This is a genomic window from Nocardia sp. CA-136227, from assembly GCF_050955695.1.
Taxonomy (GTDB): Bacteria; Actinomycetota; Actinomycetes; order Mycobacteriales; family Mycobacteriaceae; genus Nocardia.
The window spans coordinates 3,041,092-3,063,355 of record NZ_CP192081.1; the positions used below are offsets into that span (position 1 = coordinate 3,041,092).

Annotated in this window: 25 protein-coding genes and 1 pseudogene; 18 read left to right on the forward strand and 8 right to left on the reverse strand. The window is 67.8% G+C overall.

Annotation, left to right across the window (positions count from 1 at the left end):
• Positions 1 to 25: 25 nt before the first annotated feature.
• Positions 26 to 2,143 (reverse strand): restriction endonuclease, encoded by a 2,118-nt coding sequence (locus ACQP06_RS13980; protein WP_433672603.1) that lies wholly within the window; start codon positions 2,141 to 2,143, stop codon positions 26 to 28.
• A gap of 871 nt (positions 2,144 to 3,014) precedes the next feature.
• On the opposite strand from ACQP06_RS13980, the gene ACQP06_RS13985 reads away from it, so the two are divergent.
• Positions 3,015 to 3,617 carry a DUF4822 domain-containing protein gene (locus ACQP06_RS13985; protein WP_433672604.1) on the forward strand — a complete coding sequence of 201 codons (603 nt, stop codon included), beginning with the start codon at positions 3,015 to 3,017 and terminating at the stop codon, positions 3,615 to 3,617.
• A 69-nt stretch (positions 3,618 to 3,686) separates the two neighbouring features.
• Here the strand turns inward: ACQP06_RS13985 and ACQP06_RS13990 are convergent, their stop codons facing one another.
• The gene (locus ACQP06_RS13990) at positions 3,687 to 4,307 is read right to left on the reverse strand and encodes a TetR/AcrR family transcriptional regulator (RefSeq protein ID WP_433672605.1); all 621 of its coding nucleotides are present in this window, start codon (positions 4,305 to 4,307) and stop codon (positions 3,687 to 3,689) included.
• 98 nt (positions 4,308 to 4,405) lie between these two features.
• On the opposite strand from ACQP06_RS13990, the gene ACQP06_RS13995 reads away from it, so the two are divergent.
• The 4 genes and pseudogenes from ACQP06_RS13995 to ACQP06_RS14010 all read left to right on the forward strand — a co-directional run.
• Positions 4,406 to 5,770, forward strand: coding sequence for an alpha/beta hydrolase family protein (locus ACQP06_RS13995; protein ID WP_433672606.1), 1,365 nt, complete (start codon positions 4,406 to 4,408; stop codon positions 5,768 to 5,770).
• Positions 5,767 to 6,717 (forward strand): fumarylacetoacetate hydrolase family protein, encoded by a 951-nt coding sequence (locus ACQP06_RS14000; RefSeq protein WP_433672607.1) that lies wholly within the window; start codon positions 5,767 to 5,769, stop codon positions 6,715 to 6,717. Before ACQP06_RS13995 ends, ACQP06_RS14000 begins: the two co-directional genes overlap by 4 nt.
• Before the next feature lie 11 nt (positions 6,718 to 6,728).
• Positions 6,729 to 7,445 carry an MBL fold metallo-hydrolase gene (locus tag ACQP06_RS14005; RefSeq protein WP_433672608.1) on the forward strand — a complete coding sequence of 239 codons (717 nt, stop codon included), beginning with the start codon at positions 6,729 to 6,731 and terminating at the stop codon, positions 7,443 to 7,445.
• Positions 7,442 to 7,669, forward strand: a pseudogene (locus ACQP06_RS14010) (CoA-transferase); the annotation flags it as partial. The gene ACQP06_RS14005 and the pseudogene ACQP06_RS14010, both read left to right, overlap by 4 nt.
• Positions 7,670 to 7,741: 72 nt before the next feature.
• Here the strand turns inward: ACQP06_RS14010 and ACQP06_RS14015 are convergent.
• Complete coding sequence (locus ACQP06_RS14015; protein WP_433672609.1) at positions 7,742 to 8,023, reverse strand: hypothetical protein; 282 nt, start codon at positions 8,021 to 8,023, stop codon at positions 7,742 to 7,744.
• A gap of 152 nt (positions 8,024 to 8,175) precedes the next feature.
• Between ACQP06_RS14015 and ACQP06_RS14020 the strand changes: the two genes are divergently transcribed.
• Positions 8,176 to 8,400 carry a ribbon-helix-helix protein, CopG family gene (locus ACQP06_RS14020; protein ID WP_357285488.1) on the forward strand — a complete coding sequence of 75 codons (225 nt, stop codon included), beginning with the start codon at positions 8,176 to 8,178 and terminating at the stop codon, positions 8,398 to 8,400.
• The gene (locus tag ACQP06_RS14025; protein ID WP_433672610.1) at positions 8,397 to 8,831 is read left to right on the forward strand and encodes a type II toxin-antitoxin system VapC family toxin; all 435 of its coding nucleotides are present in this window, start codon (positions 8,397 to 8,399) and stop codon (positions 8,829 to 8,831) included. The genes ACQP06_RS14020 and ACQP06_RS14025 overlap by 4 nt, the downstream gene beginning before the upstream one ends.
• A 53-nt stretch (positions 8,832 to 8,884) precedes the next feature.
• Here ACQP06_RS14025 and ACQP06_RS14030 read toward each other — a convergent pair whose 3' ends face one another.
• The 4 genes from ACQP06_RS14030 to ACQP06_RS14045 all read right to left on the reverse strand — a co-directional run bounded on the left by ACQP06_RS14030 (position 8,885) and on the right by ACQP06_RS14045 (position 12,189).
• Positions 8,885 to 9,544, reverse strand: coding sequence for a GAP family protein (locus ACQP06_RS14030; RefSeq protein WP_433672611.1), 660 nt, complete (start codon positions 9,542 to 9,544; stop codon positions 8,885 to 8,887).
• A 178-nt stretch (positions 9,545 to 9,722) separates the two neighbouring features.
• Positions 9,723 to 10,031: a hypothetical protein gene (locus tag ACQP06_RS14035; protein WP_357083903.1), complete on the reverse strand. Its 309-nt coding sequence runs from the start codon at positions 10,029 to 10,031 to the stop codon at positions 9,723 to 9,725.
• Positions 10,032 to 10,154: 123 nt separating this feature from the next.
• Complete coding sequence (locus tag ACQP06_RS14040) at positions 10,155 to 10,580, reverse strand: AMP-binding protein (protein ID WP_433672612.1); 426 nt, start codon at positions 10,578 to 10,580, stop codon at positions 10,155 to 10,157.
• A 229-nt stretch (positions 10,581 to 10,809) separates the two neighbouring features.
• Positions 10,810 to 12,189, reverse strand: coding sequence for an MFS transporter (locus tag ACQP06_RS14045; RefSeq protein WP_433673316.1), 1,380 nt, complete (start codon positions 12,187 to 12,189; stop codon positions 10,810 to 10,812).
• Between the two features lie 210 nt (positions 12,190 to 12,399).
• On the opposite strand from ACQP06_RS14045, the gene ACQP06_RS14050 reads away from it, so the two are divergent.
• Positions 12,400 to 12,606, forward strand: coding sequence for a heavy-metal-associated domain-containing protein (locus tag ACQP06_RS14050; protein WP_433672613.1), 207 nt, complete (start codon positions 12,400 to 12,402; stop codon positions 12,604 to 12,606).
• Between the two features lie 208 nt (positions 12,607 to 12,814).
• Positions 12,815 to 13,195, forward strand: coding sequence for a helix-turn-helix domain-containing protein (locus tag ACQP06_RS14055; protein ID WP_433672614.1), 381 nt, complete (start codon positions 12,815 to 12,817; stop codon positions 13,193 to 13,195).
• A 90-nt stretch (positions 13,196 to 13,285) separates the two neighbouring features.
• Here ACQP06_RS14055 and ACQP06_RS14060 read toward each other — a convergent pair whose 3' ends face one another.
• The gene (locus ACQP06_RS14060) at positions 13,286 to 14,068 is read right to left on the reverse strand and encodes an SDR family NAD(P)-dependent oxidoreductase (protein ID WP_433672615.1); all 783 of its coding nucleotides are present in this window, start codon (positions 14,066 to 14,068) and stop codon (positions 13,286 to 13,288) included.
• 115 nt (positions 14,069 to 14,183) lie between these two features.
• Between ACQP06_RS14060 and ACQP06_RS14065 the strand changes: the two genes are divergently transcribed.
• From ACQP06_RS14065 to fabG, 9 genes are all read left to right on the forward strand, one after another.
• Positions 14,184 to 14,807, forward strand: coding sequence for a TetR family transcriptional regulator (locus ACQP06_RS14065; protein ID WP_379274298.1), 624 nt, complete (start codon positions 14,184 to 14,186; stop codon positions 14,805 to 14,807).
• Positions 14,808 to 14,879: 72 nt separating this feature from the next.
• Positions 14,880 to 15,287, forward strand: a complete 408-nt coding sequence (locus ACQP06_RS14070) for a DUF6153 family protein (RefSeq protein ID WP_433672616.1) — start codon at positions 14,880 to 14,882, stop codon at positions 15,285 to 15,287.
• A 102-nt stretch (positions 15,288 to 15,389) separates the two neighbouring features.
• A complete protein-coding gene (locus ACQP06_RS14075; protein WP_433672617.1) occupies positions 15,390 to 16,943 on the forward strand; it encodes a multicopper oxidase family protein in 1,554 nt (517 codons plus the stop codon).
• Positions 16,944 to 17,094: 151 nt separating this feature from the next.
• Positions 17,095 to 17,670 carry a TetR/AcrR family transcriptional regulator gene (locus tag ACQP06_RS14080; protein ID WP_433672618.1) on the forward strand — a complete coding sequence of 192 codons (576 nt, stop codon included), beginning with the start codon at positions 17,095 to 17,097 and terminating at the stop codon, positions 17,668 to 17,670.
• Between the two features lie 45 nt (positions 17,671 to 17,715).
• Positions 17,716 to 18,108 (forward strand): DUF1707 SHOCT-like domain-containing protein, encoded by a 393-nt coding sequence (locus tag ACQP06_RS14085; protein WP_433672619.1) that lies wholly within the window; start codon positions 17,716 to 17,718, stop codon positions 18,106 to 18,108.
• A 438-nt stretch (positions 18,109 to 18,546) separates the two neighbouring features.
• A complete protein-coding gene (locus tag ACQP06_RS14090; RefSeq protein WP_433672620.1) occupies positions 18,547 to 19,512 on the forward strand; it encodes an AraC family transcriptional regulator in 966 nt (321 codons plus the stop codon).
• 227 nt (positions 19,513 to 19,739) lie between these two features.
• A complete protein-coding gene (locus ACQP06_RS14095) occupies positions 19,740 to 20,492 on the forward strand; it encodes an SDR family oxidoreductase (RefSeq protein ID WP_433672621.1) in 753 nt (250 codons plus the stop codon).
• A gap of 8 nt (positions 20,493 to 20,500) precedes the next feature.
• Entirely contained in the window at positions 20,501 to 21,484 is a 984-nt protein-coding gene (locus ACQP06_RS14100; RefSeq protein ID WP_433672622.1) for an NADPH:quinone oxidoreductase family protein, read from the forward strand.
• Between the two features lie 17 nt (positions 21,485 to 21,501).
• Positions 21,502 to 22,263, forward strand: a complete 762-nt coding sequence (fabG, locus tag ACQP06_RS14105; RefSeq protein ID WP_379274312.1) for a 3-oxoacyl-ACP reductase FabG — start codon at positions 21,502 to 21,504, stop codon at positions 22,261 to 22,263.
• Position 22,264: the final 1 nt, after the last annotated feature.

Consider the following 22,264-nt stretch of genomic DNA (forward strand, 5'->3'; position numbering starts at 1 on the left):
CTCCGGTCTCACCATGTGGTGGATTTCATCCATCAACCGCAGCGCCCCTGTCGATCGCGTCCGCCAACGCTCGCAGTTTCATCGTTGCGGCCCGGACGTCGCCGAGCGTGTAGGTCGAGAACTTCGGGTCGTCTTGCTGCTGCGCCAAGCGAACTGCGCCGATCTCGACCTGTGATAGTGACGAGAATGCGGCGATTACCTCTTCCGCTGTTGGTGTGAGTTCTGTTCGCTTGCCGTCTCGGAAGATATCGCGGGCAGTGATGGCGTCGCCGCCGTCTGCGGCCTCTTGCGCCAGCTGACCGACGACGAACGAGAGTACCGACAACTCCCGGCGTCGTTGCTCGATGATCCGATCGAGTTCTGTCAGGCCATCCGGAACCTTGAACAGGAGTCCCGTCTCTGTCGGGCTGAGCCCCAACTCGGTCGCTGCTTCGACGACATTTCCAAGCCGATTCGCGTCGACCAACGCCCACTGGCGCCGAGCGGCCATGTTCTTGATGGTGTCCCCGTTGAACGCTGGGCCGACGATAGCGGCGAAGTCTGCCTTGTGCTGGTTCTTGTGGGTCTCCAAGGCAACATCGCTGATGTCTGTGTGCGTGACGTGCCCGTTCGAACGCGACTTCGCTTCGACGATCGCAACGACTTCGGCCTCGGTCTCGTCTCGCCACCGAACGACGATATCGGTATCGCCCGATCCGCTGACGGTTTCGGCACTGAACCCGAGCGCCCTGAATGCATCGCACACCGACTTCTCGAACGCTTTTCCTGAGCCTAGGTTCAGAGCCTGCGGTGATTGCGAGAGCCACATGAGTTCATCCGTGAGCGAAGGTTTCGGGACCTTGTCCGGCTGAACGTCTTCGCCGTCGTATGGTGCTGATTGCTCGACGGCGTCGGGCACCTCTGCGAGTGGCAACTCGGTGAGAAGGGCCAGGCCGGTTGCGGTAGCGCGGAGCTTCCCGTACTGCGGTTGCTCCACGAGAGCAGTGTCTGCGAGGAACGACGCGATCCACCGGCTCTTTTCTGTATTGAGCCCGTACTTTGCTGCCTGGTGGTACATCTCGGAACGAGTGACACTCGATTCAAGGGTCCGGAGCATCTCACCCACGTACCTCATGTTGGCATGCAGAATACGAACGAAGTTGATGTCATCGTCCGTCCTGACCCATGCACGCGCAGGATCGGTCGCCTGGTAGATGCCAAGTCCGACCTCATGGAGGAGACCGGATACCCGCAGGAACGGCATCATCGAATCGACGCTGCTACGGCGAAGCCCGAAGGTATCGGCGATAAAAGTCAGCAACTCTTCTCGCGCGATGGGATCTGTCGCCGCGTTGACAATGGTTTTGAGATTCTCCACCTTGTTCGGGCTCGACGCCGGACTCGGCACCCAGATGTTGTAGGTGCTGCGGGAGTCATGGGAGCGCTCGTGTGTGGACAGTCGACTAAGGAGACCCTTAATTTCTTCCGGCGCCTCGAGAACGGGATGAACGTGAGCGGGTCGAGTGGTGATCGCCCGCGGGCTGACAATGGTGCGTTGTGCGAGTAGCGCCTCGCCAGCTGCAGTGATCTTCCATCGTCTGCCACCTCGGCCTTCTATGAGGCAGAGAGCTTCGAGCCAGTCCATTCGGCTGCGGGTGCCTCCGAGGCTCTCCCAAGCAGTTTCATACTGCATTTGAAGGTGGTTGTGCACCTCTTCCACAGTGGGTGAGTTTGTAGCTACCAGCGACAAGGTTTCCGCGAAGAGACGGAAGCGATCTGCCATGACCGAGGCCAATTGTGCTGGTGTGGGATCGGATCGAACAGCCTGGCCGCGGGGCGTCAACCTCAGACCATCGTGCACGGTCTGAGCCAGGCGCGTGCCCTTGACGAATTTGCTGTATTCAAGCCAGGTCTGGGGCTGCGTGTGTGGAGCAGCGCCGCCCTTACGTTGTGCTGAGCCGAAGACGGCGGGAGGGAGCTCCGGACGGGCGGCCATGTCGATGGCCTTTCCCGCCCCAATCTGCTCCACAAGCTCAAGGACGAGAGGGACCCAAGTGCCTTTGCCTCCACGAAGCTTGGGCAAGGATGCAGCTTGCCCACGCCACAACGCTCGTTGCTCGGCCAGTGACTGTGGGGATTCGTTCGCATCGTCGGAAGTACTCATGCGTCGAGAGCATAGGGCGAAACTTCCCATGTCACAGGATGATTCAATGGATCCGATGGGTCAGTGCCAGATGGTTCCGATAGTCGTAATCGTGCCTGCCCGCATCCCTAGCAATCTCACCTGATTGGAGATTGCAGTGGCAAGGAGGATCATCTGACTTCATAGCCGCTTTCCGCCTCCCTCCTCTGCGATGCCATGCTCGCCGACAGAGAGGTGAGGCTTGACGACTGCTATGACACAGACCGGCTTTGGAAGGTGTCCGGAAGACCGCGGGGAACATCAGGCCAGCTGTACGGCTACTAGAGACTGGGCTGACAAGTGCACCACCAGCATTCGAAGGGAGACTGATCTCTACCTCTCCGGCATTTGGCGAGTTTCGAGATGGTCGCCTGCCAGGCTTCGGGTGCGGCCTCCTCCCTCGATCTACTGGTGGCGTATGGCGCCGTGGGCTCGTGCTGCGACGGTGCCGCCGGATGGCGACGACGGCGCGGGTGTCTTTGCCCGAGAACTCTCTTCCTTGCAGCGGGTCCCATGGAGAGCGGCGTACATGCTGCCCGGGCCGATCAGGTTCTCATCTTGCCTGCGGGCACTCGGGTTCTTCGCCCCCGATCCGGTCGCTCTTGGCCGTAAATCGCCGCGTGCTTACCGGTTTGACCCGGATTTTCGGGCCGTCTGCCGTCGGGCGGTTCGGGTTGATCATGGTTAGGACCACCGAATATCGAGCCCCGGATCACTGATCCGGGGCTCGATTTCTTTTGCGTCCCAGCGCCCGCGCTGTTGTCCAGGCGTTGGGGCGTCAACCCATCAGCGCGTCCAGGCGTAGCCGATCGGTTGATGCGGGATCCGCGGCCCGATTCGTAGCGTTGAACACGTGAACATCACCTCGCTGATCTCCCGCCGCACCGTCGTCGTCGCCTCCACCCTCGTGGCCGCCACGGTGGGTGTTCTCCCCGCCGCCGCCTTCGCCGCTCCCGAGGCCCCGGGCATCACCGCGGTCGCCCAGGACGAGGCCTCGCCGTCCGCCGTGCTGGCCTCCACCCCGTGGAAGACCACCGACGCCCTCGACCAGAACGGCAACCGCGTCCCGCTGGACAACCCGGCCGTCTCCAACTTCGTCGGCTGGGCCTACTTCAAGGCCGACGGCACGTTCACCATGTACAACCTGAACGACACCCCGAAGATGCACGGCGACTGGACCGTCGCCCCCGACGGCTCCTCCCGCTGGATCGCTGCCAAGAACGACGCCGGCGCCGTGCTCTTCACCCGCGTCGTCCCCATCATCCAGCTCGACAAGCACGCCTTCACCTACCGCGTCACCCCCAACGCCGCCGACCCGAGCGTCTACTACGACATCGTCCACACCCCCACCAACCACGCCGAGCCCGGCACCGACGACCGCGGCCCCGGCGCCAACGGCACCCAGGGCAACCAGGGCGAGGGCGGCTACCACCACAACAACGGCAACCAGCACTGATCTGCTGCCGCACGCCACGAACCCGGTCCCTCCGACAGGAGGGGCCGGGTTCGTCGTCTGTCGGTGCGTTCAGGTTCGGCGGGCGCGCTTCGCGGGCACGCTATGCATCGCGCCGATCACGTGAGTGACCAGGCGTTCGACGAAGGCGGCGTCGGCTGGTTGGCGGGTCAGCAGGTGGCGGAAGTGGATTGGGGCGATGAGTAGTTCGATGGCTTGGCGGGCGTCGGTGTCGGGTGGGAGTTCGCCGCGTTCCACTGCGCGTTCGACGATCTGTTGGTTTGCGCGATATCTGGTTTCCCAGAAGGTGTTTCGGGCCTCGGTGATTTCTTCGGAGTCGGTGACGTAGGCCAGGGCGCGGGCCAGGCTGTCGCCCAGGGGGGTTTCGAGGTAGCTGATGAGGGCGGTGGCGAAGGCGGTGAGGTCGCCGTGGGCGGTGCCGGTGTCGGGGAGGGGGAGCGTGCGTTCGCTGGCGGTGAGGAGGACGTCGAGGACGAGGTTCTCTCGGGTGCCCCAGCGGCGGTAGATGGAGCTGTCGCGGACTCCGGCGCGGCGGCTGATATCGGGGATGCCGACGTTCTCGACGCCCTGCTCGGTGACTGCCTCGAGAACGGCTCGGTGGACGGCCTCGGTGACCTTGGCTGCTCGGCCTCCGGGGCGGCGTTGCGGCGCGGCGTTCTCGGGTTCGGTCATAGGGATATTTAAAGCAGATTCTCTTGCTTTTAGCCAGTAGCCGTGCCTACGCTCACAAAAGCAGAAAGTTCTGCGAACTGCTGGAGTGGAGGCACGCAATGACGTCGTTGCTGGAACTGGGGAAGCGGGTGCTGGTCAGTGCGCGAGCGATCACCCACACCACCGAACGGGCAGCTCAGCGGGTGGGTGTGGCGCCATTTCTGCCTCGCCTGTTCGCCGACCGGTTCACCTTCCTGGGTGGGATCCCGCCGGAGGAGTTCCGCACCCAGCTGGCCGGATGCCGCTCCTTCGACGACGCCCGCTGGGCCGGATACTGGGAAGAAATCGCCGGCGTGCACTTGGCCCTGGCCGACGCGGCTCTCTTGCGGCTGGGTGGACCTCGGGCCGAGCAACTGGCCGATCCGAGTGCCACCGTCGACCTGCGCGAGCTCGGTGAACTGCTCGCGCCGGCGGTGACGATCCTCGCCGACCGGGGGACGGTCGCCGATCCCGCGGCGGTAGCGCGCTTCTGCGCCGAGCATCCCGAGGACGCCGACGCCGCGATCGCGCTGGGCGAGTTGATCACGGCGCTCGTGTACGAGTTCGTCGCCGCGTGGCCGGGGTGGACTCCGCGGCGGCTGCGCGCCTACGAGCGATCCCACCGGTTGTGCGAGGTCCTGGTTCTCGCCCTCGCGCCCGCGATGGGCGTGACCATCGAGGTGGTGCGCATCCCGGTCGGGGACGGCGAACAGGTGCGAGGTCTGCTGGTGTTTCCGGCCGGGTCGGCGACTCCCGTCCCCGCGGCACTGGTCACCAATGGGCTCGAAGGCACGATCGCGGAACTGCTCATTCCGATGCTGTCACAGCGGGATTCGGGTATCGCACTGTTCGTCATGGAGATGCCTGGCACCTACTCCTACCGCCGACCGCTCTCGACCGCCTCCGAGCACGTGTACTCGAAGGTCATCGACTACCTGGCCGCCGAACCGCGGATCGACGCGGACCGGATCGGCATGGTGGGCTTCAGCTTCGGCGCGTACTGGTCGACGCGCATGGCCGCGGTCGACGACCGGATCGAGGTCGCGGTGTCCAACGGTCCGCTCACCCACCACAGCTTCGGCGGGCGCAACTCGATCGGCATGTCGGAGATCATGATCTCGACCCTGGCCTCCACCACCGGCGCCCGAAATCCGCTGGAACTGTCCGGAGAACTCGCGAAACTCTCACTCGCACAGCACTATCAAGACATCGCGATACCGATTCTCGTCATCAACGGCACCCACGACACCCTGGCCGCCACCCAGGACTCGATCGATATCGCGGCCCACGCGCCACACGGAGTGCTGGCGCTGTACGCGGGAGACGATCACTGCGCCATGGGCCACGCCCCACTCTGGTCCGAGCTCACCACCCGGTTCCTCCGCGAGCACCTCCTGACCTCCAGCCCGACTGCCGAACCCGAAGCGAAGGCGACAAAACGATGACCCTCTCGACGACCCTGCCCCGCATCCGGCGGATCCTCGATCGCGGCGCACACCGCATCGACACCCAGATCGACTCCGGCGACGGCTGGCACCGCATCGACGAATCCGGCAGCGGCAGCGCGGTTCCCGTGATCCCGTCCGTGTTCTCCACCGACTTCGAGATCGCGCGCTACGACGCCCTCGGCCTGGCCGACGGCGCCACAGTCCTCCCGGTGTGCCCGCCCTCGTTCCGCGACTTCATGCTCTTCGAGCAACACGCCGTGGATGCCGCCCGCGGCCTGACCAAGCGTTTCATGCCGTCCGGCTACCGGATCGCGAAGCTCTACGAGGCGGTCAGTCGCCGCACCTTCCCGCCGTTCCGGCCCCACTCGCTGTGGTACTCCCAGCCGATCTACTACATGTCCAACGCCCTGACCATCGTCCCGTCCGGGGTTCCGGTCGCCGCGCCGCCGTACACCCGCGCACTGGATTTCGAGCTCGAACTCGGCGTCGTGCTGGGTGAACCACTGCGGGACGCCACCGTCGAGCAGGCCGCGGCCGCCATCGCCGCGGTCGTCGTGGTCAACGACTTCTCCGCCCGTGACGTGCAATTGCCGGAGATGCGTTCGGGTTTCGGGCCGCAGCGGTCCAAGCACTTCCTCACCTCGATGTCGGCGACCGCTGTCTCCGGACCCGCCGTCGCCGACCGGCTCGACCGTCTCACCGCGTCGGTCACCATCAACGGGAACACCGTGTCGCGCACCGGGACTCACGGCATGCGCTACTCGATGGCCGAGGCGGTCGCACACGTGTCGCGCGGCGAGCAGCTCTATCCGGGCGAACTCCTCTCCAGCGGCACCCTGCCCGGCGGCAGCGGCATGGAACTGGGCCGCTGGCTGGAACCCGGCGACGACCTGCGCCTGGAAATCGACGGCATCGGGGTCGTCGAACACCGCATCGAGAAGTAGGCGAGACGCCCATGCGGATCGATCAGGTTTCCGACTCCGTCTACGCGGTGGCCGGAACGAACGTCAACTGGGCGTTGATCAGTGATGGCTCCGCCGTCACGCTCATCGACGCCGGATACCCCTCCGACACCGACGACGTGCTCGCCTCGGTGACCCGGATCGGCCATCAGCTCACCGATATCGCCGCCGTCCTGATCACCCACGCGCACCTCGACCACATCGGCGCGATCCCCACACTGGTCGAACGAGTCGGCATGCCCGTCTACACCGGCCGCGAAGAGGTACGCCACGCCAAACGCGAGTATCTGCAACAGATCGGCGCGGCCGGGATGCTCCGCCAGCTCACCACCGGCCGCGGCCGCCGCTGGGTCGCCCACACCCTGCGAGCGATCAACGGGCACCTCGGCATGACGATCCCGACCGCCACCACCGCCGACGCCGAGACCCTGGCCGCCCTGCCCGGCGGCATCGTCGACGTGCCGACTCCGGGCCACACCAGCGGCCACACGAGTTATCTCCTTCCCTCCGAAGGAGTCCTGTTCTCCGGCGACGCCCTGGTGACCGGACATCCACTCCTCACCGACACCGGGCCGCAGCTGCTGCCGTCGGTCTTCAACCATGACGAAGCCTGTGCCCACGAGAGCGCTCGCCAACTCGCGGGCCGGCCCGCGGGCATCCTCGTCCCCGGCCACGGCGAGCCGATGGTGCTCGGAAAGGTGAACAAGTGAGCAAGGTCTGGGCATCGGCGGCCGATGCTGTCTCCTGCGTCCCCGACGGCGCGACGCTGGAGGTCGGCGGATTCGGGCTCTGCGGGATCCCGATGGAGCTGATCGAGGCCATCGCCGAGCGCGGCACCTCCGGTCTCGAGGTGTACTCCAACAACTGCGGCGTCGACGACTGGGGACTGGGAATTCTGCTGTGCGCCGGTCGGATCCGGCGCGTCACGGCGTCGGTGCGGGACAAGTGCAGTCCGCCACCGACGCCGACCTGACCTTCGAGCTCGAAACAGGCGTTCCCGCCTGATTCAGTTGGTCTTGCACAGCCATTCGGTGCCGTAGTGGGCGGCGTTGCCGCCGTCGAGGTGCACCCAGGTGCCGCGACCGTCGTCGCAGGGCTCGCCCTGGACGTGAGCCGGAGCCGGGGGTTGCGACGGCTTCACGCCCGCGCTGCCGGTGAAGAGGCCGTCGGGCAAGGGGATCGAGACTCCGGGGAGCGGCTGCCAGGTGTCCGCGCTCGCTGTGGCGGTGGCGAAGAACGGAACGGTGACCGCGGCCCCCACTGTCAGTACTGCTGCGAAACGCTTCACTGGCGACCTCCTGGCCGATGGATCATCAACACTTGGACACCTGATCTATATGTAGCCGATCGATAACCATTACAGGCTCGCCGGGCTGTGAATCGCAAGGTGATCGGATCCATGTTCCGTGCAGGTGGTATCACGGGTGGTATCGTGACCGTATGGCCTGGACGATGCGTTTTCCCAGCGATGAAGAGGCCGCGCTGGAAGCGCAGGCCGAGGCCGAGGGGCGGTCGAAGCACGAGATCACACGAGACGCTGTGCGGGAGTACCTGATGCGGCATCGGCAATGGGATGAACCATTGGTCGAGGATGAGGACACCTTCGATATGGGTGGTCCGATCGGTAAGGACGACATCCACGATGCGATGAACCGGCCCGCATGATCGTTGTCGCGGATACCTCGGGCCTGCTGGCGCTGTTCAATCGCACCGATCCGGAGCACTTCGCGGTGCGACGTGCGGCAGATGCCGCCAGTGCGCTGGTGGTGAGCCCCTTGGCATTGACCGAGGTTCATCATGTGGCGAGTGTTCGTGCCGGACGTAAGGTCGCCGACGCCGTGCTGGGCAAACTGGCCGATCGAATCGCCGCGACCCGAGTCGTTCTCGGGGAAATCGGAGCGGCACAGTTGCGTTCGGCCTTGGAAATCCGCTCCACGTACAGCGACCTCGATCTCGATATCGTCGATGCGACCTGCGTCGTGCTTGCCGACCATTTCGACACCGACCGCATCCTGACGTTGGACCGCAAGGACTTTCGTGTGCTCCGCCCCTTGGGTCGGTACCCGGCTTTCCGGATTCTGCCCGACGACATGTGAGCATGCACAGGCGCTCGGCGACTTCGTCGTCGATGCGCGCAAGGTGATCAGGCTTACAGGCCCGCGAGGCCCTTGCCGACGACGGTGGCGCCCATGATCAGGAGCACCACGGCCATGACCTGGGCGTTGTAGGTCTGTAGCCAGGATTTCGTTTGGTCGAGCAGGCCGCGCATGCGGTCACCGGCGATGGCGTAGGCCAGGACCGGGCCGAGGACCGTCGAGGCCGCCAGGATGGTGAAAGCGATGACTGTGATGGTGGATCCGGTGCCGCTGAGGCCGCCCGCGCCGATGGCCGCGCCGGCGGCCAGGCACAGCATGAGGTTCTTCGGGTTGACGGCGGCCAGGGCGGCGCCGAGGCCCGCGGCCTTGACGGTGGTGAGGCCGTCGATGGCGCGCATCCACGCCGGTTGCTCGGTGTCGGTGCGGTGCTGCCATTGGCGCAGGGCGAGCACGAGCAGGACGGCGCCGAGGCCGATCTTGATCCAGGAGACGGTGGCGGAGGGCTGGCCGTGGTGGCGGCCGCCGAGCGCGCCCGCCAGCAGGGAGGCTACGACGGTCACCGCGAGAATGCCGGTGACCCAACCGGTTCCGAAGCCGATGCTGGCTTTGCCCGCGTTCTTCGACAGCAACATGAGGATGCCCGCGATGATCGGGATGGGGGAGATCGCGACACCGACCGCCAGGGGCAGGAGTTCGCCGAGTACAGAGGTCATGGGGATCAGCTCGCCTTCCGGATCGACCGAAATTGCTGTCGCGTTGCTATGCCCTCTTCACGCTAAGTCGAGACGGCCGCAATATCGGACATTTCAGCCGTGCTCGGTCGCCTGCGAAACACTTCGGGCCGGGTCACCGTCGTGACCCGGCCCGAAGTGTGCTGCGGACAGCGGAGGACTAGCCCCGGCCGCAGATGCCGTTGAGCAGGACGCCCATGGAGCTGATCTGGGCGACGTCGCCGTTGGCGAGGGCGTTGGCGAAGTTGTCGATGGCGGTGCGCTCGTCGCCCGAGGCCTCGATGGCGCGCAGGCGGTCGGCGACCTCGCGACGCTGCTGGGGGCTCGGGCCCAGCGAGCCGTAGCTGTTGTAGATGTCGCCGGCGGTCTGGCAGGCGGGGGACAGCGCGCTGGCGGTGCCGGCGGGGAGGACGAGCATCGCGCCGATGGCGCTGGCGGCCAGGAGGGAAGCGGGCAGGATTTTGCGCATACGGTTACTCCTCGAAGCAAGGTTCGGTTTATCGGCTCCGAGTCTGCCTGATGGCCGGGCGAATACGATCATCCGCCGCCCGCTAGTCGGCGAGGTTGGCGGATTCTGGCCGTGGGGTCGGGTTCACCGGCGGCCCGCGGCATCCAGTTCGGCCGCTGTCAGGGGCGTGTCCGAGGTGCTGCGGTACTTCCGCAAGGTCGCCGGTTCGTCGAGAACGAGCCAGGTGACCGCGTCGCTGAGCCCGCCGCGCCGCGCCCACACGGTCACACCCACCGCCGGGGTGCGCGCGCCGGACGACACGCGGGCCCCGATCTTGTCGAGGGCGTGGCGGACCGCGGTCGATTCCAGCTCGGGCAGCCCGGCCAGGGCCACGAACCCGCCCGGCCGGGCACCCATCCGCAACAGCATGCGGGCGAGCCGGTTCGACCAGCGGTCGAGGTCCGCGGAAGTGAGCGAGACGCCGCCGACGGAGGCCACCACCCCGTTCGGAGGCGAGCGTCTCTCGGGCGGGTCGATGGCCGGGGTGCGCGGGGGCATCGTCGAACGCATCGGAAATCCTCTCGAGTCGTTGAATCCACCACTCGTACAGTTGATTTCATGCCGAAATGGCCGCCTACCGGTGCGACCCGCCGACCCACTCCACGCTAGGCAGGCGCGAACCGGGCGTAAACCCCGATCGGGCGACCCTATTCTGTGCCCGCACTCGCCGGTGTCGGTCCGGAGGGCAATACAAAACGGCAGGCACCCGGGTCGGGTGCCTGCCGTCGGTCGTCCGGCCTCAGGCCGCGGTCGGAACCTCCAGTCCGCGTCGCGTCCGGACCGGCCACTGCAGGTGATCGGCGTCGATCACGTACGGGTGGGTGTGGACGTAGAAGCCGTCGGCTCGCAGTTCCGCGTCGCCCAGCCGCTCCGGATCGATGCTGCCGACCGGGTGCAGGTGGGTGAGCACCTCCGGATCCTCGCGCGGCCACATCCGCGCCGCCACGATGATGCCCGCCGTCGCCAGCACCGCCAGGGTCACCCAGGTGACGGTGAATCCCGCTGTGGTGGTGAGCCATCCGGTGACCGGGTAGGTCAGCAGCCACGCCAGGTGCGAGAGCGAGAACTGGGCCGCGAACAGCGCGGGACGATCCGACGCCTGCGAGGAACGGCGCAGCACCTGACCGGTGGGGGTCAGGATGGCCGCGGTGCCCGCGCCCACGGTGGCCCACACCGCCAGGGCCGCAACCCATCGCCAGTCACCCGCGTCGGCCGCCGACAGCGCGATGGCGGCGGCCAGGCCGGCCAGCAGGGTGACCGCGCCGGTCAGCATGACCGGGCGCGCGCCGACCCGATCCAGCACGCGGGGGAGTGACAGCGCCACCAGCATGGTGCCGAAACCATTGGCCGCCAACAGCATCGCCACGCCCGACTGGGTGCCGCCGAGGGTGTCGCGGACGTAGTTGACCGTATTGACCATGATCACCGAACCGGCCGCCGCGACCACCAGGTTCAGCCCGAGCAGTCCGCGCAGCCGCGGGGTGGCGACGAAGATCCGGACCCCGGCCGTGATCCGCTCCCGGAACGAATCACCGCCGGTGGCAGTCGAGTTCGGGATCCGGCTGGCCAGCACCAGGACCGCCGACACCGCGAAGCCGATCGCGGTGCCCACGAACAGCCAGTGGAAGCTCATGACGGTCAGCGCGGCCGCGGCGAGCATGGGGCTCAGCAGCGTCTCCATGGTGGCGGCCAGCTGCGCCGCCGACAGCGCGCGGGTGTACTCGCGCTCGTCGGGCAGGATGTCGGGGATGACCGCCTGATAGGTGGGTGTGTATGCGGCCGAGGCGGTTTGCAGGATCGCGATCAGCACGTAGATCTGCCAGATCTGATCGATGAACGGCAGCGCCAGCACGACGGCGGCGCGCACCAGGTGCAGCCCGGTCAGAAAACCACGGCGGGGCAGGCGATGCGCGTACGCGGCCACCACCGGTGCGACGGTCACGTACATCAGCATCTTGATGGTGAGCGCGGTCCCCAGCACCGCCGCGGCCGCGCCGCCCGCCAGATCGTAGGCCAGCAAACCCAGTGCGACGGTGGTCAATCCGGTGCCGAACAGACCCGAGACCTGCGCGGTGAACAGTCGCAGATAGTCCCGATTGCGGAAGAGGGAGGTGAGCATGGGGGCGGATTGCATCGGAATTCTCCTCTTCGTGGTGTTCGACAGGAGGGACGTTAATACCCCCAGGGGGTATAAGCAACTCCGGTTCGTGTGATGCAGCCCACGGGCTTCGGGGCGGCTCCAGCCTGTTGACGAAATACCATAGGGGGGTATGGTAGCCATGAGAGAGCGGCCGGAACCGGCTGTCCCGAGCGAAGAGGAGCCCAAGTCATGAGCACCACCACCGTCACCGTCACCGGAATGACCTGCGGCTGCTGCGCGAACTCCGTCAGCAAGGAGGTCGGCAAGATCTCCGGCGTCACCGGCGTGAACGTGGATGTCGGCAGCGGCCGCGTCGTCGTCGACAGCGACGCCCCGATCGCGCCCGGCGCCCTCGCCACCGCGGTCGCCGACGCGGGCTACGCCCTCGCGGACTGATCCGGCATTCACCCCGAAACCGGCAGATACTCCTCGGTATCTGCCGGTTTCGCGTGTTGCCACGCCGACATTCGCCGATGACGAGGGATTCTCGCGAACTTATGGCAACCTATCCGGTGCTTCAGCGAAGGCTGGGATGCGGATCGAGGAGCGGTATATGGGGAAGATGGGTAGGCGGAAGCGGTCTCGGCTCATTACGCAGGGACTGATGACTTCCGGGAAGACGCGGCCGGAGGCCGCGCAGGTGAAGCGGGACGCGGCCGTCGCCGCCGAGCCGGTGGCCGTCGCGGAGCAGCCGGTCGTGGAGCAGGTTGCCGCGCCCGCGGCCGCGGTCTCGGAATCCGCTGCCGGGCAGCCGGACATCAAGGCGCTGGCCGAGCGGGTCAAGGCGCGTCGCAAGGAGAACGGCTGGACGCAGGCCGATGTGGCGAAGAAGGGCGGCCCGTCGGCGGGTTCGATCAGCCAGATCGAGCGGTGCCTGATCGAGGAGCCCGCCGAGGATCTGCTGGCCAAGCTCGACACGGCCTTGGAATGGCCGTCGGGCACCGCGGACGGCATCGTGCGCGGACTGGTCGGCGCGGCGAGTTGATCGTGCCGGCCGCCCGGCCGAGGTGACGAGGCCCCGATCGGATCACCGATCGGGGCCTAGCCGTATTCGAAGCGATTGCGCGCCGGGCGATTACGTGTGCGCCGCGCCGTCGATGCGGATCTCGGTGCCGCTGATGAAGCGGCCGTCGTCGGAGACCAGCATGGCGATGACGCCCGCCACGTTCTCCGGACCCGCCAGCTCCTCCGGATTGTCCTGCGGCAGTACGGCGATCAGGCGGCCGAACAGCGACCAATCGGAGTCCTGCGGCAGGTAGCCGGGGGTGGCGTCGGTGATGCCGGACTTGATGCCGCCGGGCGCCACGCTCACCGCGCGCAGACCCTGCTTGCCGTATTCCAGGGCCAGCACGTGGGTCAGCGTCTGGACGCCGCCCTTGCTCGCCGAGTACGCGGCCATGTACGGGTGCGCGAAGGTGGCCGAGGTGGAACTGAAGTTGACGACCGTGCTGCGCGGGTTCGCCAGCAGCGCGGGCAGGGCCTCCCGGGTCACCAGGAAGGTGCCGGTGAGGTTGACATTGATGATCTGGTTCCACAGGTCGAGGGACGTCTCGTGGGTGTGGGCCGCGCGCAGCATGCCCGCCGCGTTCACCAGCGCGTCCAGGCCGCCCAGCGCCTCGATGGCGGTGCGCACGCCGGCGATGACCTCGGCCTCCTGGCCGATGTTCATCTCGACCGTGGTGAGGCGGGAGTCGGTGCCGGCCTCGGCGGCCTGCTTGCGGGTCAGTTCCAGGCCCTCGACATTGACGTCGGCCCCGGCGACGACCGCGCCTTCGGACAGCAGGCGGAGGACGGTGGCCTGGCCGATGCCGGATCCGGCACCGGTAACCAGAATGCGGCGCTGCTCGAGACGGTTCATGGGTCACTTCCTGATCGGTTCAACCAGCTTCGTCGGTGAAGCTAGTTTCTGACACGATATGCCGAAAATGGCACGCAGCGCCAGGAAACGTTTTCGGTCTCGGTACAGTTCCCGGGTGAGCAGCGAGCGAAACCGTGCCGGGCGACCGGCCCTGAGCGAGACCCGCCGCGCGGCCACCCGCCGCGAAGTCGCGACGGTGGCGGCGCACCTGTTCATCGAAAACGGTTACGCCGCAACCACGGTCGAGGAGATCGCCGCGGCGGCCGGCATGGGCCTGCGCACCTTCTACCGCTATTTCGCGGGCAAGGAGGACGTGGTCGCGCCGCTGCTGGCCATCGGCACCCAGGCCTGGGCCGACGAACTGGCCGCATGCCCGCCGGAACTGCCGCTGCGTGAGGCGCTGAGCCGGTCCTATCGGATCGCGACCCTGGGCACGCTGGCCGCGGAGGGCATCGTCGAGAACCGGCTGCGGCCGCTGGTGCGGGCCGCCACCCAGCTCCCGGCGCTGCGCGCGACCTGGCTGCGGGTGCAGTACGACTGCGAGACCCAGCTCATCCCGATCATCGCCGCCCGCACCGGCCGCGCCGCCGACGACCTCGATGTGGCGCTGGCCGCGGCGATGGCCAATACCGCGGTGCGGCTGGCCACCGAACTGTGGGCCGCGGGCGAGGAATCCGGTTCCGCCGCCGATGTTCTCGACACCTGCCTGGCCCGGCTGGCCACCGACAGCCTGCTGTAGCCGCCCGATCGGGCAGTGTGGCGTTCGATACCCCTGGGGGGTGGCTGTCCGTCGGCGACTACCATGGGTGACGTGGCTGATCAGCGCGTTGCGCCGGGAGCGACCGGATACGTCCGGCTGCTCGGTGTGCTGGCGCTGCTGCTCGGGATCGCGGCCATGCACGCCGGTATTTTCTCGGCGGGCCACGATATGCCCGCGGTCTCCGGGTCGAGTGTGGTGATGGCCGAATCGATGACGGCCTCGGGTCACACGCCCGGTCCCCAGGGCGATCATTCCGGCGGGCACACGAGCTCGCACGGCTGTGACTACCTGATCCTGTCCGGGCTGATGCTCGGCATCGGCCTGGTTCTCCTGGGCTGGATCACCGACAGGTCCCGCGATATCCGTCCACCGGCGCTCGCGACGTGGCGGATTCACCGCGAACGTCCCCCGCCCTGGACCTCACTCTCCCTCTCCGAACTGTCGATTCTTCGGATCTGACAGGTCTTGCGCCGCACCCGGATCCGGGTCGCGGCCGACCTTCCGATCCCGGCCGACGCCCCCTGCGGGCGCGCCCAGAACCCGACAACTCAGGGAGAAATCATGTCCTCCAACCGTTCCCCGCTCGCGCGTCCACTGACCCGGCGCGGGCTGTTCGCCGTCGGCGCCGGTACCGCGGCCGCCGTCACGCTGGCCGCCTGCTCGAAGAATTCGGCCCCGCCGCGTGGTCTCGTGACGCCGGACTCCGAGGCTGTGCGCGCCGCCGAGGCCGCTCGCCGCGCGGCGGGCGCGGCCGTGCGCGAGGTGAGCCTGCGTGCCGAACCGACCGTGGCCGACCTGGGTGGCGTGCGGGTGCCGACTTGGGCCTTCGGCGGCCGGGTGCCCGGACCCGAGATCCGTGTCGCCAAGGGCGAAGTGGTGCGCGCCGACGTCACCAACGCGCTGCCCGCCCCGACCACCGTGCACTGGCACGGCATCGCCCTGCGCAATGACATGGACGGCGTCCCCGACGTCACGCAGCCGCCGATCGCGCCCGGCGGGACCTTCCGCTACGAGTTCACCGCGCCCGACCCCGGCACCTACTTCTTCCATCCGCACGTCGGCGTCCAGCTCGACCGCGGCCTGTACGCGCCGCTCATCGTGGAGGACCCGGCCGACGGCAAGGACTACGACGTGGAAGCCGTAGTGGTACTGGACGATTGGCTCGACGGCGTCGCCGGCCGCGACCCCGATCAGGAGTTGCGGCAGCTGCGGGACAAGGGCATGGCCGGGATGAACATGGGCGGGTCCGGCATGAACCACGGCGGTATGACCATGGGCGGCGGCATGTCCATGTCCGCCGACCCCAACGCGCCGCTCGGCTCCGACGCCGGGGACGTCACCTACCCGTACTTCCTGATCAACGGCAAACTCGGCACCGACCCAACGGTATTCACCGCCCGGCCCGGTCAGCGCATGCGGCTGCGGATCATCAATGCCGCCGCCGACACCGCGTTCCGGGTCGCGCTGGGCGGGCATCAACTCCGCGTCACCCACACCGACGGATTCCCGGTGCGGCCCGTCACCACCGCGAGCCTGCTCATCGGCATGGGCGAACGCTATGACGCCATCGTCGAACTGACCGACGGCGTCTTCCCGCTGGTCGCCGCCGCGGAGGGTAAGACCGGCCGCGCCTTCGCGCTGGTCCGCACCGGCGGCGGCACCCCGCCCCCGGCCGACGCGCAACCCGCCGAACTCGCCGTCGCCCCGCTCACCGCGGACCGCCTGACCTCCGCCGAACCCGTTCGGCTCCAGCCGAAACAGCCCGACCAGACCCTCGACGTCACCCTCGGCTCGGACATGAAGAACTACGTCTGGACCATCAATGGCAAGGCCTACCCCGACCACGCCATGCTGAACGTCTCCCAGGGCCAGCGCATCCGCCTGCGCTTCCGCAACCAGTCGATGATGTTCCACCCCATGCACCTGCACGGCCATACCTACCAGGTCGTCAACCGCGACGGCACGGGCCCGCGCAAGGACACCTCCATCGTCACGCCCATGCAGACCGTGGAAGTCGACTTCGACGCCGACAACCCCGGCCAGTGGATGCTGCACTGCCACAACGCGTATCACGGCGAAGCGGGCATGATGGGCATCCTGTCCTACCTGCGCTGAGGATCGATGACCGGCCGCCGGTCCACGACCAGGGACCGGCGGCCGCGCCGCTCGACCTCCAGGTCGGCGAGATGTTTTTCAATTTATAGAGACAGAGTGTCTAGGGTCAATGCTGACTGTTCAGGTGGGGGTCAGAACGTATAGTCGAGCTGTGCCGAAGCTGTGGAACGAGACGATCGAGGCGCATCGGGGTCAGGTGCGGGAGGCGATCCTGGACGCGGCGGGTGAGCTGGCCTCCGATCGTGGGCTGCGCGGGGTGACGATGTCGCAGATCGCGGAGCGGGCCGGGATCGGGCGGGCCACGCTGTACAAGTACTTCTCCGATGTCGAGGCCATCCTGCGGACCTGGCACGTGCGCCGGATCGACGGGCACCTGCGCGAACTCGCCGCGGTGCGCGACGGTGCGGGCATGCCGGGGGAGCGGCTGGCGGCGGTGCTCACCAGCTACGCGCACATCGCCCGGCAGAGCCGCGGCCACGACCGGGAATTGGTGACCTTCCTGCACCCCGACGAGCAGGTCGTCCACGCGCACAACCAGCTTCGCGAGTTGATCGGTCAATTGGTCGAGGAGGGAGTGCGTTCCGGCGACCTGCGCGACGACGTGCCCGCCGCCGAACTCGCCGCCTACAGCCTGCACGCCCTGGGCGCGGCCGCCGAGACGAGCGACGACGCGGGCATCGCCCGGCTGGTCGCGCTCACGATGGGCGCGCTGACGTCCAGCCCCTGACCGGGAACCGGGCGCGCCGGAGCCCGGAGTGGCAGGATCGATGCGGTGAACGAACCATTGCACCCCAACGACATTCGGATCTCCGATGTCGAGCGTCGCGCGGGTGAGGAACGGCTGCGCAAGGCCGTCGATGCCGGTCTGCTCGACCTCGGCGAGTACGACACCCGCGTGCAGGCGATCTGGCAGGCGCGCACCCGCGGCGAACTGGCCGTGGTGGAGGCGGATCTGCCGGAGCACAAGGAGCCCGGACCCTCGGGCGGGCGGATCGCCATGATGGTGCTGACCATCGTGTGGCTGTCGCTGAGCGGGCTGAGCCTGGTCGTGTGGCTGCTGCTCGGGGTCACCCTGGAGTGGCTCTACCCGTGGTGGGTGTGGGTGCTGGTGCCGCCGGGCGTGGTGCTGGGTACGTTGCGCGCGTTCGGAATCGGGCGCAAGTAGCGCGGCTCGGCCGGTGGCTACGGGGTCTCGGCGGGCGCGGCAGGATGTGCCTGGTTGGGTACCGCGCCCGCCGAGGGGAACTGCCGTGTGCAGCGTCCGGTCCCGTTGTGCGGGCGGGACCGCGGAGGCCGCCAAGGGCGAGCGGCCAACGTCGACAAGGCTAGGGCCGGGGTCGTCGCGTCCGGGGTGTGCCGCGGGGCCACGCCTCTGCGGATTTGGGCCACGCCATGGATGCGCGTGGCGTATGGCGCGCGAGGCCCGGACGAGGGGCGCGCGGGCGACACGCCCGAGGTCACGCGAAAGTAGCTGAAGAATTGCTCAATTGGGCCAGTCGCGGGGATCGGATGGGAGATCATCTGCGACATGCTCGACGACTCCTGGTGTGTCCGTTCGATACACAGCGCTGCCGTGCTGGTCGAGTTCGCCACTAGCCGCGCGATGACCAGAGCCGCCGTCCTGGCCGGGACGGGGCTCACCGAGGCAGATCTGGACGACCCGGACATCGAGATAGATATCGCCCAGGAGTTCCGGCTCATCGAGAATATCCTGGACGCCACCGGCGACGAGCCGGGTTTGGGCCTGCTGGCCGGGTTTTCGGTGCACTCGAGCATGCTCGGCAGCCTCGGCATCGCCATGAGCAGTTGCTCCACCGTTCGCGAGATGGCCGAGCTGTGGGCGCGGCACGCCGAATTGTCCTTCGCCTACTGCCGATTCGGCATCGCGGACGCGCAGGACCGGGTGCTGGTCACCCTCGACACCGAGCCGGTGCCGCCACGACTGCGCCGCTTCGCCATCGAACGCGACCTGGCGGCGCTGCGCATCATTCAGCGCGAGCTGCTGAACTGGGACATCCAGGTGCGCCGCCTGGAGCTGACCCTGCCCTACGCGCCGGTCTACGAGGCGGTCGGCATGCTGCTCGGGATCGGCGATATCGGCTACGGCCGGCCCGCCGATGTGCTGGTCCTCGACGCCGCCGACCTGCGACGCCCTATGCCGCAGGCGAATTCGATGCTGCGCCGCCAGCACGAGCAGCTGTGCGCCGAGATCGTGGAACGCCGCCGCGCCCGGGTCGGGCTGGCAGGCCAGGTGCGGGCTCTGCTCATGCGCCACGGCCGGGCCATCGACCAGGCCACCATCGCCGCCGATCTGCACATGAGCGTGCGCACCCTGCGCCGCCGCCTGGCCGACGAGGGCACGACCTTCCGGGAGCTGGCCTGCGAGACGACGGGCCTGCTCGCGGAGGAATTGCTGGCCACCGGATTCACCGTCGACACGGTGGCCACGCGCCTCGGCTACACCAGCGTGTCGGCGTTCGCGACGGCGTTCCGCGATTGGAAGGGGCAGACCCCCGGGCAGTTCGCGCGTTCGGAGCCCGCACCGCCGAACCGACGGCTGCGCCGCTAGCCGCGTGTAGCCGTGCAGAAGGCCACGAATCTGAATCAGGTTTCAACAGCGGTCCGATAACCGGTGTATGAACTGCACTTTCACCCCGCATGTGCGACAGATCACATGCGTGGTTCGATGCTGCCAGTATTGACCGGGATGGGCTTTTCGAGCATGGTGTCCGAAGAACTAAGCGCTTAGTAAGTTGCCTGCTCGCCGGACCGCACCGATCATCGGAGGACTTCCACATGACCAGATTCGAGGGCAAGACCGCCATCGTCACCGGCGCGAGCCGCGGGATCGGGCTCGGCATCGCGCAGCGCCTGGTGGACGAGGGCGCGCGGGTCGTCATCACCGCCCGCAAGCAGGAGGCCCTCGACGAGGCGGTGGCCGCGCTGGGCGGACCGGACAAGGCGCTGGCCGTGGCCGGTCGCGCCGACGATGTGGCCCATCAGGCCGAGACGGTGAAGCGGGCGGTCGACACCTTCGGCAGCGCCGACCTGCTGGTCAACAACACCGGCATCAACCCGGTCTACGGGACCATGATGCAGCTCGACCTCGAGGCCGCTCGCAAGATCGTCGAGGTCAACTGCCTGGCCGCGCTGTCGTGGGTGCAGCAGGCGTACGGCGCGTGGATGCGGGATCACGGCGGCGCGGTCGTGAACGTCTCCTCGGTGGCCGGGATCAAGCCCGCGCCCGGGATCGGTTTCTACGGCGCGAGCAAGGCCATGCTGACCCACATCACCCAGGAACTCGCGGTCGAGCTCGGCCCGGACATCCGGGTGAACGCGGTCGCCCCGGCGGTGGTGAAGACCAAGTTCGCGACCGCGCTCTACGAGGGCCGCGAGGAAGCCATCGCGGCCACCTACCCGCTCAAGCGCTTGGGCGTGCCCGAGGACATCGCCGGCGTGGTCGCGTTCCTGCTCTCGGCTGACTCCGCCTGGCTCACCGGACAATTGCTCGTCGTCGACGGCGGCATCACCCTCACCGGCGGCGTCTAGTGGCGGACATGCCGGCGTGGCGGGTCCACGAACTGGGTGAGCCCGCGACGGTCATGCGCCTGGACACGGTCGCCCGTCCCGAGGCCGGGCCGGGGCAACTGGTCGTGCGGGTGCTCGGTGCTGCGGCGAACTTCCCTGATGTCCTCATGTGCCGCGGTCAGTACCAGGTGCGGCCGGAGTTGCCGTTCACGCCGGGCATCGAGCTGTGCGGTGAGGTGGTGGCCCTCGGCGAGGACGTGACCGGGTTCGCCGCCGGCGAGCGCGTACTGGGTGGGACCGCCCTGCCGCACGGCGGGTTCGCCGAATACGCGGTGATGAACGCGAACCAGACCTTCTCCGCGCCACCGGATCTCGACGACGCCGAGGCGGCGGCCCTGTACATCGGTTACCAGACCGGCTGGTTCGGCCTGCATCGGCGCGCCGCCCTGCGCCCGGGGGAGACCCTCCTCGTGCACGCCGCCGCGGGCGGTGTCGGCAGCGCCGCCATCCAGCTCGGCAAGGCCGCCGGCGCCCGGGTCATCGGCGTGGTCGGCGGTCCGGAGAAGGCGGAGTACGCCCGCGAGCTCGGCGCGGACATCGTGATCGACCGCAGGACACAGGATTTCGTCGAGATCGTGAAGGCCGCCACCGACAATCGCGGCGCGGACGTCGTCTACGACCCGGTCGGCGGCGACACCTACGCGCGGTCGACCAAGTGCGTCGCGTTCGAGGGCCGCATCCTGGTGGTCGGTTTCGCGGGCGGTGAGATCCAAAGCGCCGCCCTGAACCACGCGCTGGTGAAGAATTATTCGATCGTCGGACTGCACTGGGGTCTCTACAACACCCACGACCGCGCGGCGGTCGCCCACTGCCACCGGGAACTGACCCGGCTGGCCGCTGACGGCGCGATCCGGCCCCTGGTCAGCGAGCGACTGTCCCTGGCGGACCTCGCCGACGGCGTTCAGCGCCTGGCCGACGGCAAGACCGTCGGCCGCGTCGTCTACACCCCCTAGTCCCCTCGGGAGAACCTATGAGCAACGAAACACAGCGGGTAGCGATCGTCACCGGGGCCGCGCGTGGCATCGGCGCGGGCGTGGCACGGCGGCTGGCGGCCGACGGGATGGCCGTCGCCGTGCTGGATCTCGACGAATCCGCCTGCAAGCCGGTGGTCGCCGAGATCGAGGCGGCCGGTGGCCGGGCCGTCGCCCTCGGCGCGGACGTGTCCGACGAGCAGTCGGTGACCGCTGCGGTGGAACGGGTGGCCGCCGAGCTCGGCGCGCCGACCGTGCTGATCAACAACGCGGGCATCATCCGCGACAACATGCTGTACAAGATGACCGTCGACGACTGGGACGCGGTCATGGGCGTGCATCTGCGCGGCGCGTTCCTGTGCACCAAGGCCGTGCAGAAGTACATGGTGGAGCAGAGCTTCGGCCGCATCGTGAACCTGTCGAGCACCTCGGCGCTGGGCAATCGCGGCCAGGCCAACTACTCCGCCGCCAAGGCCGGGATCCAGGGCTTCACCAAGACCCTCGCCTTCGAACTCGGCAAGTTCGGCGTCACCGCCAACGCGATCGCGCCCGGCTTCATCGAGACCGAGATGACCCACGCCACCGCCGAACGCCTCGGCATGTCCTTCGAGGACTTCCGCCAGGCCCTGATCGCGACCATCCCGGTGGCGCGGTCGGGCAAGCCGGAGGACATCGCGCACACCGTCTCGTTCCTGGTCAGCGAGGGCGCGGGCTTCGTGTCCGGCCAGGTCATCTACGTGGCCGGCGGGCCGAAGAACTAGC